11 protein-coding genes are annotated in these 16240 nt (G+C 62.9%); 3 read left to right on the top strand and 8 right to left on the bottom strand.

Annotation, left to right across the window (positions count from 1 at the left end):
* Positions 1 to 223: 223 nt before the first annotated feature.
* The 8 genes from EB235_RS04065 to EB235_RS04030 form a co-directional block, all read right to left on the bottom strand.
* The gene (locus EB235_RS04065; RefSeq protein ID WP_027032229.1) at positions 224 to 511 is read right to left on the bottom strand and encodes a DUF1330 domain-containing protein; all 288 of its coding nucleotides are present in this window, start codon (positions 509 to 511) and stop codon (positions 224 to 226) included.
* 11 nt (positions 512 to 522) lie between these two features.
* Positions 523 to 1206 (bottom strand): orotidine-5'-phosphate decarboxylase, encoded by a 684-nt coding sequence (gene pyrF, locus EB235_RS04060; RefSeq protein WP_032926599.1) that lies wholly within the window; start codon positions 1204 to 1206, stop codon positions 523 to 525.
* A gap of 11 nt (positions 1207 to 1217) precedes the next feature.
* The gene (locus tag EB235_RS04055; protein ID WP_027032231.1) at positions 1218 to 1814 is read right to left on the bottom strand and encodes an NADPH-dependent FMN reductase; all 597 of its coding nucleotides are present in this window, start codon (positions 1812 to 1814) and stop codon (positions 1218 to 1220) included.
* Positions 1815 to 1859: 45 nt separating this feature from the next.
* Positions 1860 to 2465, bottom strand: coding sequence for a phospholipid N-methyltransferase PmtA (gene pmtA, locus EB235_RS04050; RefSeq protein ID WP_027032232.1), 606 nt, complete (start codon positions 2463 to 2465; stop codon positions 1860 to 1862).
* A gap of 149 nt (positions 2466 to 2614) precedes the next feature.
* Entirely contained in the window at positions 2615 to 3745 is a 1131-nt protein-coding gene (dnaJ, locus tag EB235_RS04045) for a molecular chaperone DnaJ (protein WP_027032233.1), read from the bottom strand.
* Between the two features lie 221 nt (positions 3746 to 3966).
* Positions 3967 to 5883 carry a molecular chaperone DnaK gene (dnaK, locus tag EB235_RS04040; protein ID WP_027032234.1) on the bottom strand — a complete coding sequence of 639 codons (1917 nt, stop codon included), beginning with the start codon at positions 5881 to 5883 and terminating at the stop codon, positions 3967 to 3969.
* Between the two features lie 283 nt (positions 5884 to 6166).
* Positions 6167 to 7027 carry a hypothetical protein gene (locus EB235_RS04035; RefSeq protein WP_027032235.1) on the bottom strand — a complete coding sequence of 287 codons (861 nt, stop codon included), beginning with the start codon at positions 7025 to 7027 and terminating at the stop codon, positions 6167 to 6169.
* Between the two features lie 10 nt (positions 7028 to 7037).
* Positions 7038 to 8630, bottom strand: coding sequence for an ABC transporter substrate-binding protein (locus tag EB235_RS04030; RefSeq protein WP_027032236.1), 1593 nt, complete (start codon positions 8628 to 8630; stop codon positions 7038 to 7040).
* 386 nt (positions 8631 to 9016) lie between these two features.
* Here EB235_RS04030 and EB235_RS04025 point away from each other — a divergent pair, with 386 nt between their 5' ends.
* The 3 genes from EB235_RS04025 (at position 9017) to rpe (ending at position 15849) form a co-directional block, all read left to right on the top strand.
* Positions 9017 to 10978 carry a hypothetical protein gene (locus tag EB235_RS04025; protein ID WP_080680886.1) on the top strand — a complete coding sequence of 654 codons (1962 nt, stop codon included), beginning with the start codon at positions 9017 to 9019 and terminating at the stop codon, positions 10976 to 10978.
* A 10-nt stretch (positions 10979 to 10988) separates the two neighbouring features.
* On the top strand, positions 10989 to 14960 hold the full coding sequence (locus EB235_RS04020) for a hypothetical protein (protein ID WP_027032238.1): 3972 nt from the start codon (positions 10989 to 10991) through the stop codon (positions 14958 to 14960).
* Positions 14961 to 15171: 211 nt separating this feature from the next.
* Positions 15172 to 15849, top strand: coding sequence for a ribulose-phosphate 3-epimerase (gene rpe / locus EB235_RS04015; RefSeq protein WP_027032239.1), 678 nt, complete (start codon positions 15172 to 15174; stop codon positions 15847 to 15849).
* The last annotated feature ends 391 nt before the right edge of the window (positions 15850 to 16240 follow it).

Here is a 16240-nt window from a genome sequence, read left to right as displayed (position 1 = left end):
GTTGTGAGGTCATAATATGCAGGTAAATACCTGCATGTCAATCCACAGCTGTTCATGCCTCGAATTGCCCGGGCGAACGCCACCCGGGCGAGTCAGTCACGGCTTAATGGGCGCGTACCGGTAATAGGCCGGCTGAACGGTGATCGAGCCCCAGGACTAAGCCTGAAGCGAACCGAGCCTTTGAATGTGATCTTCCTGCGTTATCCGGATTCGGACGAAGGAATCAGGCGCCCTCGACCAGCACGATCTCGCCATCGGCGACCTTCTGGCGGATGGCGACCGCGCGCTGATATTCCGGCGAGTGGTAGCAGTCATGCGCGACCGCAAGCGATTCGAATTCGATGATGACGTTGCGGGCGCGGCCCTGCCCTTCGGCCAGCTCATGCGCCCCGCCGCGCGCCAGGAATTTCGCGCCGAACCGCTCGAAGGCAGGTTTGGCGGCGGCCACATAGTCCTTGTAGCCCTCGGCATCGCGCACATCGACACGAGCGACCCAGTATCCCTTTGGCATTCTCTTCTCCCTTATGCAGAGCGCATTTCGTCGACAATTGCCTGCGCCGCCGCGCGGCGGTCGCTTGCCGCGACGATCGGGCGGCCGACGACGAGGTGGCTGGAGCCATTGCGGATCGCCTGGCCTGGCGTCACCACGCGCTTCTGGTCGCCATGGTCGCTGCCCGCCGGCCTTATGCCGGGCGTCACCACCGCCATGTCGGGGCCGACGATGCGGCGCACCGCTTCGGCTTCCTCGGCCGAGCAGACGATGCCGCCCATGCCGGCATGCAGCGCCTGTTCCGAGCGCCTGAGCACCAGCGTGTGCGGGTCGTATTCATAACCGACGTCGATCATGTCCTGCTCGTCCATCGAGGTCAGCACGCTGACGGCGAGCAGGCAAAGGTCGCTGCCTCTCGCCGCCTCCACGGCAGCCCGCATCGCCTTGGGATAGGCGTGGATGGTCAGCATGGTCATGCCCATCTTGACGATGTTCTCGACGCCCTTGGCCACAGTGTGGTCGATGTCGAGCAGCTTCATGTCGAGGAAGATCTTTGTCCCGCCGCTGGCCAGTTCCCTGGCAAAGTCGAGCCCGCCGGCAAAGGCCAGCTGATAGCCGATCTTGTAGAAGGAGACGACGCCGTCGAGTTCCCGCACCGCTTGCTCGGCCTCTTTCACCGTTGGCACGTCGAGGCCAACGATCAACCGGTCTTGCATGGTCGTGGCAATCACGCTTCGATCCGCGTTGACAGCATGCGCGAGGTTTCGATCAGCGTGCGGCATAGATGCTCCATCGATTTGTACAGTCTTTCGTCGCGGAAATTGCCGCCTTCGTCAAAGGCGTCGCCGCCGTCGGGCACGCAGCATTCCGGCGTCACCACCTCCATCTGGCAACGCACCAGCACGGCGCGCAGATGGTTGATGCAGCGGATGCCGGCGAAGTGGCCGTTGGAGGACGAGCACAGGCCGGCGACCTTGCCGGCCAGCGGCCTGACCGGCCGGCCGCCATCCCTGCGCACCCGGCTCACCCAGTCGATCGTGTTCTTGAGCAGCGGCGGGATCGAGCCGTTATATTCCGGCGTGGCAATCAGCAGCCCATCATGGGCTGATATCAGACGGCCGAGTTTGACGGCGTTTTCGGGAACGCCTTTTTCCTTTTCGAGGTCCTCGTCGAGGATCGGCAGGACATAGTCGGCGAGCGAAATGCGGGTCACCTCGGCGCCCTGCACCGCAAGCTCCTTCTGCGCCACGTCAGCGGTCCTGCCGCTGTAAGCGCCGCTGCGCACCGAGCCGGCGAAGACGAGGATTTTCGGGATCACTGCCATTGGCCACCCTTGTTCCCGGACAGGTACAGCCAGGGGCGGCTCAAATCAATGCGCTTCGCGGCGGTAGATCCAAAGCTGCGTCGGCGGGATGTTGCGGAAGATGAAGTCGAAATGCTTGACCGTGTAGTTGCCGCGGCCAGCCGGTATCGGCGACATCGGGCCGTAGGTCAGCTGCACGATCGGCCGTCCGGCCGGGATGCGGTCGAGCAGGCTCTCTATATAGGCGATGCGCTGGGCGACGGGGAAGTTGAGCAGCGGCACGCCGGACACGACGGAATCGAAGATCATCCCGCTCCTCTCGCCGAGCGTGGCGTTGAGGTTGAAGGCATCGCCCTCGATGACGTTGACGCCCGGATAGAGTCCGCGCAAATGGCGCACGAAATCCGTATTGTATTCGAGGGCGTAGAGGTTTTCAGGCCGCACACCGAGCGCCAGGATGGCGCGGGTGATGACGCCGGTGCCGGGACCGACTTCGAGCACGGGCAGGCCGGACTTCGGATTGACGATCGAAGCCATCTTGCGCGCGGTGATCGAGCTGGTCGGAACGATCGAGCCGACCGTCTTCGGCTTGTCGATCCAGCCCTTGAAGAACTTGAGCTCGTCGTCGAACTTTTCGGCAAGCGCCTTCCGCAGTCCGGGACCACGTGTCATGCAAGCTCTCCTCAGCGCTCCCCCAAGGCTACTTAACACCTGAGCAGCGCAAGGCAAGGCACGACCCTGCCGATGTCGTGGATAAGATAGATTTGGTCGCGTCCCAGGACACGGCGCGTTTCATTGGATGACGCGCCATTCCTGCCCTATCAACGCTCGCCAAAGGATTCGAAGAAATCCTTCATGCGGGCGAAAAAGCCGCTCGATTGGGGCGAATTCTCCTGCGAGGAGAGCTGCTCGAACTCTTCCAGCAATTCGCGCTGGCGTCGGGTGAGGTTCTGTGGCGTCTCGACCGCGGTCTGGATATAGAGGTCGCCGACATTGGGCTGGCGCAGCACCGGCATGCCCTTGCCCTTGAGGCGGAACTGGCGTCCGTTCTGCGTGCCTTCGGTCACCTTCACCTTGGTCTGCGTGCCATCCAGCGTCGTCACCTCGAAGGAGCCGCCAAGGGCTGCCGTCGTCATCGAGATCGGCACCTTGCAGTAGAGGTCGGCACCATCGCGCTGGAAGAATTCGTGCGGCTTCACCGCCAGGAAAATATAAAGGTCGCCCGAAGGTCCGCCGCGCAGGCCGGCCTCACCCTCATTGGCAAGGCGGATGCGGGTGCCGTCCTCGATTCCGGACGGAATGTTGACCGACAGCGAGCGTTCCTCGGTGACGCGGCCCTGGCCGGCGCATTTCGGGCACGGGTCCTTGATGGTCTGGCCGCGGCCCTGGCATTGCGGGCAGGTGCGCTCGATCGAGAAGAAGCCTTGCGTCGCGCGCACCTTGCCGTGGCCATTGCACATCGAGCAGGTGACGGGCTGGGTGCCTGGCTTGGCGCCGCTGCCCGAACATTCCGAGCAGGAAATCGAAGCCGGCACACGGATTTGCGCGGTCTTTCCCGCAAAAGCCTCTTCCAGCGAGATTTCCATGTTGTAGCGCAGATCGGCACCGCGCTCGCGGCCGCCCGACGAGCGGCGCTGACGGCCGCCCATCATGTCGCCGAAGATGTCCTCGAAGATGTCGGCGAAGCCGCCGGCGCCAAAGCCCTGCGCACCGCCATTCATGCCGCCTTGTTCGAAGGCGGCGTGACCGAAGCGGTCATAGGCCGCGCGCTTCTGCGGGTCCTTCAGCGTCTCGTAGGCTTCGTTGATTTCCTTGAACTTGTGCTCGCAGGAATGATCGCCGGGATTGCGGTCGGGATGGAACTGCATGGCGAGCTTGCGGAAAGCGCTCTTGAGCTCCTTCTCGTCGGCGCCTTTCTGGACGCCCAGCGTTTCGTAGAAATCAGCTTTCATTTTTTCCCGCAGTCCGGATGCTCAACGTCTTGATGCTTGTGGCGTCGTTTGCCGGCACGTTTTCTCGATTTAGGAGCGGTGCTGCCCGGATGCTAGGGCCGCCGCTGTCCTGTCGATGTTTTTCGGTGATTTTTCTACAAAGGCCCGCACTTTTTCAGCAAGGGTTGCAAAAAAGCCCGGCTTTGCGCCGGGCTTTCTGCATTATTTTGCCGACAAGTGGCTCAGGCCGACTTCTTCTTGTCGTCGTCCTCGTTGATTTCCTCGAAATCGGCGTCGACAACGTCGCTATCCTTGGCGGCATCCGCCTTGGCGTCGGCTTCCGCCGCTTCCTTCTGCGAGGCCTCGTACATGGCCTGGCCGAGCTTCATCGAAGCTTCGGCGAGGACCTGCGACTTCGCCTCGATATCGGCGGCGTCGTCGCCTTCCGAAGCCGTCTTCAGAGCGGCGATGGCATCGACGATTGCCTTGCGGTCGGCTTCCGAGACCTTGTCGCCATATTCCTTCAGCGACTTCTCCGAAGAATGCAGCATCGCCTCGGCCTGGTTGCGGGCCTCGACCAGCCCACGCCGCTTCTTGTCGGTCTCGGCATTGGCTTCGGCGTCCTTCACCATCTTTTCGATGTCGGCGTCCGAAAGACCACCCGATGCCTGGATGCGGATCTGGTGCTCCTTGCCGGTGCCCTTGTCCTTGGCCGAAACATTGACGATGCCGTTGGCGTCGATGTCGAAGGTGACCTCGATCTGCGGCACGCCGCGCGGGGCCGGCGGAATGCCGACCAGGTCGAACTGGCCGAGCGCCTTGTTGTCGGCGGCCATTTCACGCTCGCCCTGGAAGACGCGGATGGTCACGGCCGACTGACTATCCTCAGCCGTCGAGAACACCTGGCTCTTCTTGGTCGGGATCGTCGTGTTGCGTTCGATCAGGCGGGTGAACACGCCACCCAGCGTCTCGATGCCGAGCGACAGCGGCGTCACGTCGAGCAGCAGCACGTCCTTGACGTCGCCCTGCAGCACGCCGGCCTGGATGGCGGCGCCGAGTGCGACGACCTCATCCGGGTTGACGCCCTTGTGCGGTTCCTTGCCGAAGAACTGCTTCACGATCTCCTGGATCTTGGGCATGCGGGTCATGCCGCCGACCAGGACGACTTCATCGATCTCGGCAGCCTTCAGGCCGGCATCCTTGAGCGCAGCCTTGCAGGGCTCGATGGTGCGCTGGACGAGGTCGTCGACCAGCTGCTCGAACTTGGCACGCGTCAGCTTCAGCGTCAGGTGCTTCGGGCCGGTCGCATCAGCGGTGATGAAGGGCAGGTTGATTTCGGTCTGCGTCGTCGACGACAGCTCGATCTTGGCCTTTTCAGCCGCTTCCTTGAGGCGCTGCAGGGCAAGCTTGTCGTTCTTCAGGTCGATGCCCTGTTCCTTCTTGAATTCGGCTGCCAGGTACTCGACCAGGCGCATGTCGAAATCCTCGCCGCCGAGGAACGTGTCGCCATTGGTCGACTTCACCTCGAACACGCCGTCGCCGATCTCGAGCACCGAAATGTCGAACGTGCCGCCGCCAAGGTCATAGACGGCAATGGTCTTGCCATCCTTCTTGTCGAGGCCGTAGGCAAGCGCTGCCGCGGTCGGCTCGTTGATGATGCGCAGGACTTCAAGGCCGGCGATCTTGCCGGCATCCTTGGTCGCCTGACGCTGGGCGTCGTTGAAATAGGCCGGAACGGTGATGACCGCCTTCTCGACCTTCTCGCCGAGATAGGCTTCCGCCGTTTCCTTCATCTTCTGCAGGATCATGGCCGAGATCTGCGAGGGCGACTGCTTCTTGCCGCCGGCCTCGACCCAGGCATCGCCATTGTCGCCCTTGACGATCTTGTAGGGGACAAGCTTCTTGTCCTTCTCCGTCACCGGATCGTCATAGCGGCGGCCGATCAGGCGCTTGACCGCGAAGATGGTGTTTTCAGGATTGGTGACCGCCTGGCGCTTGGCCGGCTGGCCGACGAGACGTTCGCCGTCGCCCGAAATGGCGACGATGGAAGGCGTCGTGCGCGCGCCTTCCGCATTCTCGATCACCTTCGGTTCCTTGCCATCCATGATGGCGATGCAGGAGTTTGTGGTGCCGAGATCGATACCGATTACTTTTGCCATTTTCTAAGTCTCTCCTCTAAGCAGGCTTTCAGGACCCATGAAGGCGTTCCGACGAAAGCCCCTGTTCACAAGAAATGCCGTCCGGCGCCCGTTGTTCCGGCGCCGCAGGGCTTGGCGCGTATATAAGAACAGCCGGCATCGGGCGCAAGCATTCTGCGCAAGGCTTCCATGATCGTTGCAGGCGGGCAATGTCGTCGACTGCAATCTGGCGGCATTACGTGGCGTCATCGACCGCGTCACGGTGCGATCAGCCCCCAGGAACGGGTAAGCCGCTTACATCGGATCAGCCGCGCACGAATTCAATCAGCGCCGCGGCCATGCGATCGTCGAATTCCTGCCGGAAGCGGTTCTTCTTCAGCCATTCCGGGTTCGAGCCAACTGTCTTGTTGGCGTCGACGATGATGCCCTTGCCATCGACGATAAAATAGTCGATCGCACCGAAATCGAGATGCAGACGCTGCCTCACCGCCCTCACCTCCTCTGGAATGGCGCCGCCCTCTTCGTTGCTCAGGATCTTCGATCCGGCGCAAAGCACATCATTGTAGACCTGCCGCATGTTCACCTCGGCGCCCAGCAGGAACATGTAGCGATGCTTGACGATGGGCAGCTCGAGGCTGTCGAAGGCGAATTTCTCCACCATCAGGCGATCGTCGAGCCAGACCTGTGCCGGAACCCGCGCCAAATTGTCGTAGACGCGATAGGGCGGGCACAGCCGCGCCTTGTAGCCGGGGTCAACGGTCTTGCGGGCGAAATGCGCCGCCCGCGTCCAAGGATTGCGGTACTGCCGCCAGCGCAGTTCGGGCCGGCCCCTGCTGTTGAGTACGGTCTTGACGATGACCGGACCGGAATGGCTGTCACCGGCGCTTACCCTGAGCGATGAATAGAGGTGGCGGTGGATCGACAGCGCCCGGCCGTTGATGGTGCGGACATAGCGCTGGGCGAGGTCGTGGTAGGGTTGCGGCACCTCGGTCAGGTCGATGTGCAGCAGAGCCGCCGGCGCCAGATTCTCCCGCGCCGGGCGGTCGAGCACGCGCACCGTCATCCCGGCCTGTTGCAGATGCGACAGCAGCGACTGGACGGAATACTCCCGCCCCGAACGAAAATTGCCCAGGCTCTCCACATAGACATCGAGATCGGCCGGCATTGCGGGGGCGCTATTCGCTGACGTCGACGTTCGAGAAGTCGTGATGGTCGAACGGATCCATGACGTAACCGTGAACCCGTTCGCGCATCGGTATCGACACCACGGAATGGGCAATCACCACCCACGGTGTCTGTTCCCGGAATATCCTTTGCGCCTGCATGTAGAGTTTAGCGCGGGCGTCGGGATCGACGATCCCGGCGGCCTGCTTGAGCAAATCGTCGAAGGCGGGAAAACACCAGTTGGCGCGGTTGGTGGCGCCGACGCCGGCGCAGCCAAGCGGCACCGAAAGAAAGTTGTCGGGGTCGCCATTGTCGCCGGTGAAACCGAACAACATGGCGCCGTCGCGATCGCGGGGCTTCGAGCGGGCGAGGTATTCCGCCCATTCGTAGGTAACGACGTCCACTGTGACGCCGATCCTTGCCAGATCGGACTGCATCATTTCAGCCATGCGCTGCGCATTCGGATTGTACGGACGCTGCACCGGCATGGCCCAGATTTTCATGTGCAGATCCTTGATGCCGGCCGCGGCGAGCGCCTGCCTGGCGGCATCCGGATCGTAGACATCGTCAGGGGCCGTCCCATCATAGGCCCATGAGGTCGGCGGCAGCGGATTGCGTGCGACCTCGCCGGTGCCGCGGAACACGACATCGACAAGCGCCTTCTTGTCGATGGCCATGTCGATCGCCTTTCGGACGCGCGGATCGTCGAACGGCTTCTGCAGCGTGTTGAAGGCAAGATATCCGGTGTTCAGGCCCTCCTGCCGCATGATTTTGATGCCCGGCGTTGCCTTGATCGCCTCAAGGTCGGCCGGATTGGGATAGGGCATCAGATCGCATTCGCCGGCACGCAGTTTCGCCATGCGGACATTGGCGTCGGTGGTGATGGCGAAGATGAGATCGTCGATCTTCGGCCTGCCGCGCCAGTAGTCCGGGTTGGCCTTGTAGCGGATGACCGCGTCCTGCTGGTAGTCGACGAGCTGGAACGGACCGGTCCCGACCGGTTTGACCGCCAGATCGAGAAGCCGCTTTTTCACCGCGAGCTTGTCGGCGTATTCCTTGGAGACAACCGAGGCAAAATCCATCGCCAGGTCGGCAAGCATCGGCGCATGCGGCGCCTTCAGCGTCATGACGACGGTGTAGTCGTCAAGCTTGCGCCAGCCGGCGACAAGGCCGGGCATGCCGATACCGTCGAAATAGATGTATTGGCGGCCGGCATAGTTGTTGAAGGGGTTCTGCTTGTTGCCCTGCCGGTCGAAGGTGAACAGCACATCGTCGGCATTGAAGTCGCGCGTCGGTGTAAAGCCGTCGATGCTGTGGAATTTCACGCCGTGGCGCAGGTGGAAGGTATAGCTCAGGCCGTTGTCCGAGACGTCCCATGTCTCGGCCAGGCCCGGGCGCACCTTCGTCGTGCCCGGCTCGAACTCGACGATGCGGTTGTAGAGAGCGGTGGCCGAGGCATCGCGCGTGCCAGACGCGAGCGCCGGATCAAACGTGTCCGGACTGACCTCGGTGCAATAGACCAGCGTCTTGGCCGCCGATGCGAAACCCGGCAACGCGGTCAGAAAAAACGTCGCCAGGAACAGAACGAAGCGCTTTCTTGTCATGATGCCCCCCTTGGCTGGTACGGACGCTATCAGAAGGCCGCACCGCCGGTAAGCAGCCTGCCGGCAATGAACCTTTCCGCCCCTGCCTGCGACTGATCTCCAGGTGCCGCATGGTGCGCACCGGAAAGGAAGCCCCCATGACCAGTAACCCAGAGGCTCCGCGGTCTCCGGGAACAACAGGAGCTCAGCGCGATCACCGCCTTCGGGATAAGGTCGATGCGCTGGGCTTTCCGTTGATTCCGTTGACCCTGCGGAAGACCAGGCGTATCGTGCCTGTGAGGAAAGCAGACAATTCGATCAGGGAAGAACGAGCCGGACCACCGCGCCTTGCCCTGATTTGCGCGGCGGCCCCGGACGTTTCTCCCCTCGACTACGGGGGTAGTGTCATGTCTCGCATCCGCGGCTCGTTCGCATCGTCTCTCTATGGCCATTTGCGTCATGCTGCCCATGCAGGCGGCGGATTGCTGGCGCTGGCACTCACCGCCAGCCTGTGGTTTGGCGGGGCTGCCCAGGCACAGGACACCCAGATCATCTATCCCGGTTCGATGGCGGTCACCGGATTTCCCGGGACCGTCATCCCCAATTTCGATGCGGGTCTGCCGCCCGGCGTCGATCCGGTCGACGAAACCTTCATCGACACCACGCGCGCCACCTTGCGCGTTTTCGACGTTTCGCACCTGGGTGGGCCGGCATCGGGCCAGCTTGTCTTCACGCCGCCGCCTTTCGAGGTGACATCAGGCCAGATCGGCGAAGTGTTCGGCCTCACCTATGATGACGGCGTGCGTGATGGTGTGCCGTCGGGCATTCCCAACCTTTATGCCGCCGCCACCTCGCTGCACGGCATCGAGATCGTCACGCCGGACGCCGACAAGGATGGCAGGCCGGAGCGGCAGCGTCGCGGAACGGCAGGCGCCTCCTTCATGGACGGCCAGTTCGGCACCGAAAATGGCGGCGGACCTGGCACCATCTGGAAAATCGACGGCATTACCGGCCAGGTCGCCAAATTCGCCGACATCGACACCAACAGCGGTCCCGGCATCGGCAATATCACCTTCGATCCCAATCACCGCCAGTTCTTCGCCTCGGACCTCGATACCGGACTGATCCATCGCATCGATGCCAACGGCAAGCTGATCGACACCTTCGACCATGGCGTGGCCGGGCGACCGGCGCATGGCCTGGCTCCCGTCGCCGACGATGGCGCGGTGATGGACATACAGGGCGCGGCCTTCGACTCCGAAGACCCAGAGACCTGGGGCTACACGCAGGATGAACGCCGTGTCTGGGCCGTCTCCTATCATGGCGGCCGGCTCTATTATTCGGTCGGCGAAAAGTCGGAAATCTGGTCGGTGGGCATAGCCCGCGACGGCACCTTCGCCGGCGACCCGCGCTGGGAACTGACGGTCAAGGCCGACAAGGATTACGCGGTCACCGACATCGCCTTCGACAACAGCGGCTTCATGTATCTGGCCCAGCGCGGCCCGGTGGAAAACCGCTACGATTACAGCCGCTTCGCCGATTCCGGCAAAGGCGAGGTCATCCGCTACTGGCTTGAGAACCCGGACGATCCGGCGACGGAATCGGTCTGGGTGGAAGCGCCGCAGGAATATGCGGTCGGCTTCCCGCAGGGCAACCGGCAGTCGGCCGGCGGCCTCGACCTGCAATATGGCTATGACGCCGACGGCAATCTCGACACCTCGGTCTGCACCCAGACGCTGGTCAACACCGGCGACAAACTGCGTGACAATCCAGCCCTTGCCGAGCAGCTCGCCGCTGGCGGGCCGCTTGCGGTGCATGGCGTCCAGATCACACCCAAGGACCTGGTCAAGCCGGCCAATGTGCCGCCCTTCGGTTCCTGGTTCGTCGACTTCGACGGCTATTTCGAAGATCCGGAAGTGGAAGGCCATGTCGGCGACGTCGCTGTCTGGCATCCTTGCGAGGGCCACGCCGGCTATTATGAAGAAATCCCGGGCGGCTATCTGCCTCCCTTCTACCCGCCGGACTTCCCACCGCCCGGCAATCTGCCTCCCTGTCTCGATGTCGAGGACGTCCAGTACTACTGCACGCCGTCCGGCCTCGAGGCTGATCTCTATCTCCATGACCATGCCGGCTTCGGCGGCGATTCGATCAAGGCCCAGTCCCGGACGCCAGGCGTCGGGGTGACTTCACCCATGTCGCATGCACCGGGCAAGCCGTACACGATCAACATCACCGGCCACTATCCGGGCGACAGAGTGGATGTTGGACTTTGCTTCTACAGGAAGTCCGACAAGGACAAGGGTGGCTATTACCCTTGCTGCAAGATGACCTTGCCGCTCCGCACCCCAGCCGTCAGCTGCGACCGTTGAGGAGGGGAAGATGAAAGATCTCGCACTCTCCCCGCTCGTGGCCAACACTCAAACAACCGTCATGGAGACGATCATGAAACCCCTGTCATACGCCAGGCGCGGCGCGCGCTGGCTGATGGCGGCCGGTATCGCGGTCGCCACCCTAACCCCGGTGCAAAGCTTCGCCTTTGATGTCTACACCGCTGTTACCCAGCCCAAGCTCGATTTCGACAACCCACGCGTCGTCAATCCGGAGCCGGGCCGGCTCGTCCCCTTCTTCACCAAGAAAGGCGGACAACGAAGCTGCGACTATGTCGAATATTTCCTGAGCTTCGGCGTGCGCGGCGATCCGCAGAATTTTACCAACCCGAGCCTGGCGGCCTTGCTGAAGAAAGCCCAGCTCGACTTCAAGGACGTGCTTCCGCACGGCGTGCAGATCGTCAGCGTGCATGTGGCCGGCGACGGCACGGATTCGTCCGGCGGGCCTTTGCCCGGCGCTTCGACCAGCACGTCGACAAATCCCAACGATACGGCGACGGTTTCCGATTTCCGGCTTTCCGCCGACGATCTCGACGGCGTCGGCGCTCCCAATGAACGCGTCATCACCTTCCAGATCACGGCCAAGATCGACCACGCGGCGTTTCCCGCGCCGACGATGGTCGACAACCAGGGCCTGATCAAGGTGACGAACGGAACCGGCACGGGCTCCATCATCCCGTCGCAGGATCCGGGCAAGCCGGACGACGGCAACATCGCGACCGGCGAAAAAACGTCGATCAAGATCGACGTCACCAAATGCGACAAGCAGCCCCCGCCCCCGACCGACCATGAATGCTTCAAGGTCGAACGCGGCACGGTCGACTGCGTGCCCGGCGGCGGTGCCTTCATCTACCACATGCCTGTCGGCCCCGAGATGGGCGGCAAGTGGGTGCAGCTTTCAACCACCACATCAGGCATCACCATCATCCCCGACACGCAGCAGGTGCCGGCGGGCGGCGGTGTGCTCAACTGGAAGATCATCGGCGCGTCACCCGGCGAGACGATCCATATCATCGTCACTGGCATCAACACCTATGCTGGCCCGAAGGAAGGCTGGGGCCTGTGCTGCACACAGACGATCGACATCGTCATCCCGCCGGACCTGAAATGTCCGCCACGGGACAAGGAGCCGGACCTCAAGGTGGAAAAGCATGCCGATGTCCCGCGCTGCACGATGGCCGGCGGCTGCGACTTCACCATCAGGGTCACCAATGTCGGCACCGCGCCCTACAACGGCAAGATCGTGCTCGACGAGGTGACGCTGCCGGCCGGCTCGACGCTGAGTTCAGGGCCCAATCCGCCCTGGGTCTGCGTACCCGGCACCACCCCAATGGTTTGCACCTATCCGGTGACCACGCTCAATCCCGGAGCTTTTGTCGACCTCAAGCTCGGCTTCAAGCCGGCCGCGGGCTGGCAAGGCAGTGCACTGCGCAACTGCGCGACCTACAACTATGCCGCCAGCGGCAAGCCGTTGTTCGGCAGCCAGTCGAACGACCGTGGCTGCGCCTCGATCCCGATCTGCCGCCGTGGCGATCGTGACCGCGACTGCCAGCCGCCGGTAGAAAAGAAGGTCGACCTGATCCTGAAAAAGCGTGCCCGCTCGGAAGTCTGCACGGCCGACGGCGTCTGCTTCTTCGTGATCGACATCATCAACAACGGCACATCGACCTATAACGGGCCGCTGACGGTGATCGACGCCTATCCCGGCGGCGCGCCGACCTCCTCGACCTTCGGGCCGAGCCCGCCCTGGACATGCGGACCGAACGGTCCCGGCCAGTTCCGCTGCGACGACCCCGGCATCGCGTTGCCCCCGGGGGCCTCGACCTCGATCGTCGTCAAGGCGGTCATGCCGGCCAGCTATCGGTCCGACACGGTTGAGAACTGCGCCGAGGTGAAGGCCATTCCCGGTGAGGTCGACCTCACCAACAACAAGGCCTGCGCCAAGGAAGGCTTCCGTCATCCCAATGGCGGCCAGCCGGGGTTGCGTATCACCAAGGTGTGCAACGGTTCGCTCGCCGGTGCCGCAACTGTCTCGTGCCGCATCACCGTCATCAGCACCGGCACGACCGCACCCACCGGTCCGGTCCGGATCACTGAATCGGCGACGCTGATCAGTGGCGGAACCAATGTGACGATCCAGACCGTCACGCCGGACGGTCCGGATTGGTCGTGCGCTCCGGTGCCTGCCAATGCGGTATCGTGTGGAATTCCAGGCTCCGTCATGACGCCTGGAACCAGCCGTCACTTCGACGTCACGCTCTCGTCGGAAAAGCCGTTCGAGAACTGCGCGCGCGGCTCCTATGGACCGGCACCGGGAGACGATGTCGTCCACCCGATCGATCCGGCCTGCGTGAAAGGCGGTGGTGGTTCGACCATCCGTGTCGAAAAGACCGGCGACCGCGAATGCAAGCTCGGCCAGCCCTGCTCGTTCGACATCACCATCACGAATGATGGGACGAGCCCCTTCTCCGGTCCGGTCCGCATCGGTGATGCGATCGGCGTGGACGGTCTGGGTCGCCTGGATGGCGTTGCGATCACCTCGATCGAGCCGCCCTTCGGCTGCTCGCCGGAACCGACGACACTGCCTGCCTCCTGCATTGCCAACCTGACGCTCGGCGCCGGCGAAAGCCAGTCGCATCATGTCATCGTGGTCATTCCCGACGACGGACGTCTGGCCAATCTGCAGGGCAACGTCAACGGCCAGAACTGCGTTGGCGTCTTGTCTCCCGACACACGGGTGCAAGGCGGCGGCGACGTGCTCGCCGGCGACCAGACCAACGTGCAGGGCGATCGCGGCAAGGCCTATGCGTGCCACCCCTTCATCATCACCCATGAGGTGAAGAACGAGTGCTCGCCAGGCTTCGTCATGAACGACGCCGGCCGCTGCGTCTGCCCGGAAGGCACCACCTTCCGCAATGGCCAGTGCACCGGCGGCGGCACCCACCTTCTGCCGCTTCCCGTGCCGCCGCCCAAGCGCTGCGTGCTGCTCGAAGGCCAGATCCGGACCGAGGATGGACGTTGTGTCTGCCCGCGCGGCACGGAGCTGGAGAACGGCGCCTGCGTCAAGATCGACCAGCCGAACTGCACCATACCTGGTTCGGTCCCGACCTCGGACGGCAACAGCTGCTATTGCCCTGACGGCACGCATCTCGACAGGCAAGCGAATGCGTGTGTGAGGGACAGGCCGAAGCCTGAGCAGTGCACCATCCGTGGCCAGGTCCACGACGCCGATGGCGACTGCATCTGCCCGCAAGGGACCGAGGTGCGCAACGGCGCCTGCCGCCCGGTGCGGCCGAAGCCCCAGCAGTGCACGATCCGTGGTCAGATCCAGAACTCGGATGGAGATTGCGTCTGCCCGAGCGGAACGGAAGTCAGGGGCAATGCCTGCCGGCCGATCCGGCCCAAGCCTGACCAGTGCACGATCCGTGGCCAGATCCACAATGCCAATGGCGATTGCGTCTGCCCGGATGGCACGGAAGTCAGGGGCAATGTCTGCCGACCGGTCCGGCCGAAGCCCGACCAGTGCACCATCCGTGGTCAGGTCCACGATGGCGACGGCAATTGCGTTTGCCCAAGGGGTACCGAGGTGCAAGGCAATGCCTGCCGGCGCAAGCAGCCGACGCAAGAGCAGTGCGACATACGCGGCCAGGTCCACAACCAGAGCGGCGACTGTGTCTGTCCGCGTGGGACCGAGGTGATCAACGGCGCATGCCGCAAGCCCAGGCAACAGACCGAATGCGCACCGGGCTCGCAGATGATCAACGGCCAGTGCCAGCCGATCATGAGGCGGCACTGCCCGGAAGGCACGATCGGGCGCTTTCCAAACTGCCGGCCGATCCGCGGCCGGCCGTCGCTGGAGATCAACCCGGGACAGCTGCTGCAGATACTGCCACGGCGCAGGCAGCAGACCGACCAGGAACAGGATCCGGTTCCAAACAGGATCCTGAAACTCCAGCAGCAGTAATTATCTGCTCGAACCCAGACCAAAGCCCGCCGGAGCAATCCGGCGGGCTGTTTTCTTCATGGCCCGGACAGGCTGGAATTGGCTACACACGATCGAGAACGCCACCCAAGCCTGGGAGCCGTCATGTCTTCACCCTCGACAAGTTCCCCTCCGCGCATTAGGCAGTCGATCCGGAGTGACCGCGTGAAAAGGCGCTCGGAAAGGCCGCACGATGAGCAAAAAGACCTTGATCGCACCTTCGGTGCTGGCTTCGGACTTTTCGAAGCTGGGCGACGAGGTCGAGGCGGTGGCGGCGGCTGGCGCCGACTGGATCCATCTCGATGTCATGGACGGGCATTTCGTGCCCAACGTCACATTCGGCCCGTCGGTGATCAAGGCGATCCGCAACCGCACCACGGCCTTTTTCGACTGCCATCTGATGATCGCGCCGGCCGATCCCTATCTCGCCGCTTTCGCCGAGGCTGGCTGTGACGGCATGACGGTGCATGCCGAGGCCGGGCCGCATCTCGACCGTTCGCTGCAGACGATCAAAAACCTTGGCAAGAGAGCCGGAGTGGCGCTCAATCCAGCGACGCCGGAAACGATGATCGAATATGTGCTCGACCGGCTCGACCTGATCCTGATCATGACCGTCAATCCCGGTTTCGGCGGCCAGGCTTTCATCCCGGGGATCGTCGACAAGGTGAGAAGGGTCAAGGCACTGATCGGCAGCCGGCCGATCCGCATCGAGATCGACGGCGGCGTCTCGCCGGAGACAGCCCCCTTGGTCACATCAGCCGGTGCCGATGTCCTGGTGGCAGGTGCTGCCATCTTCAAGGGCGGCAGCGTCGAAGCCTACCGCGCCAACATCGAGGCAATCAGGACGGCGGCCGACAAGGCCGCCACCTAAAGCGCGTCGCGCTTTCGGTCTTTGTTTTTTATGCATGTCGTTTTCCCAAAACCGAGGTCACTTTTGGGCGACATGCATTAACTCACCGCCATCCTCCCGCTTCCAGTTCCGCGGGCCGGCTAAAGGTCCTCGTGCGGATGTGATTGGCCTCGGCACCGAACAGTCGGCCAGACAAGAGGCCTGATTCGGGGCGTCGCCCGTTGACCTTTGCGCGCGATAGAAAAGATGATCGCGCGGGCACACAGGAAGCAGATGATCCTGCGTGCATACAAAACACGTTAAGCTTCTACTGGTTGTAGAAGCGCGCGATTTTACCCGATCACGCAGCGGAGTGATGCGTATTCCTTTGTGCTTAAGTACAACAAGGTCATCTTGTGCTTGAACTGCCGGA

It is taken from the genome of Mesorhizobium loti R88b (genome assembly GCF_013170845.1).
GTDB lineage: Bacteria > Pseudomonadota > Alphaproteobacteria > Rhizobiales > Rhizobiaceae > Mesorhizobium > Mesorhizobium loti_B.
Note: the sequence above shows the minus strand (reverse complement) of the source record. Positions and strands in the feature narration are given on the sequence as shown.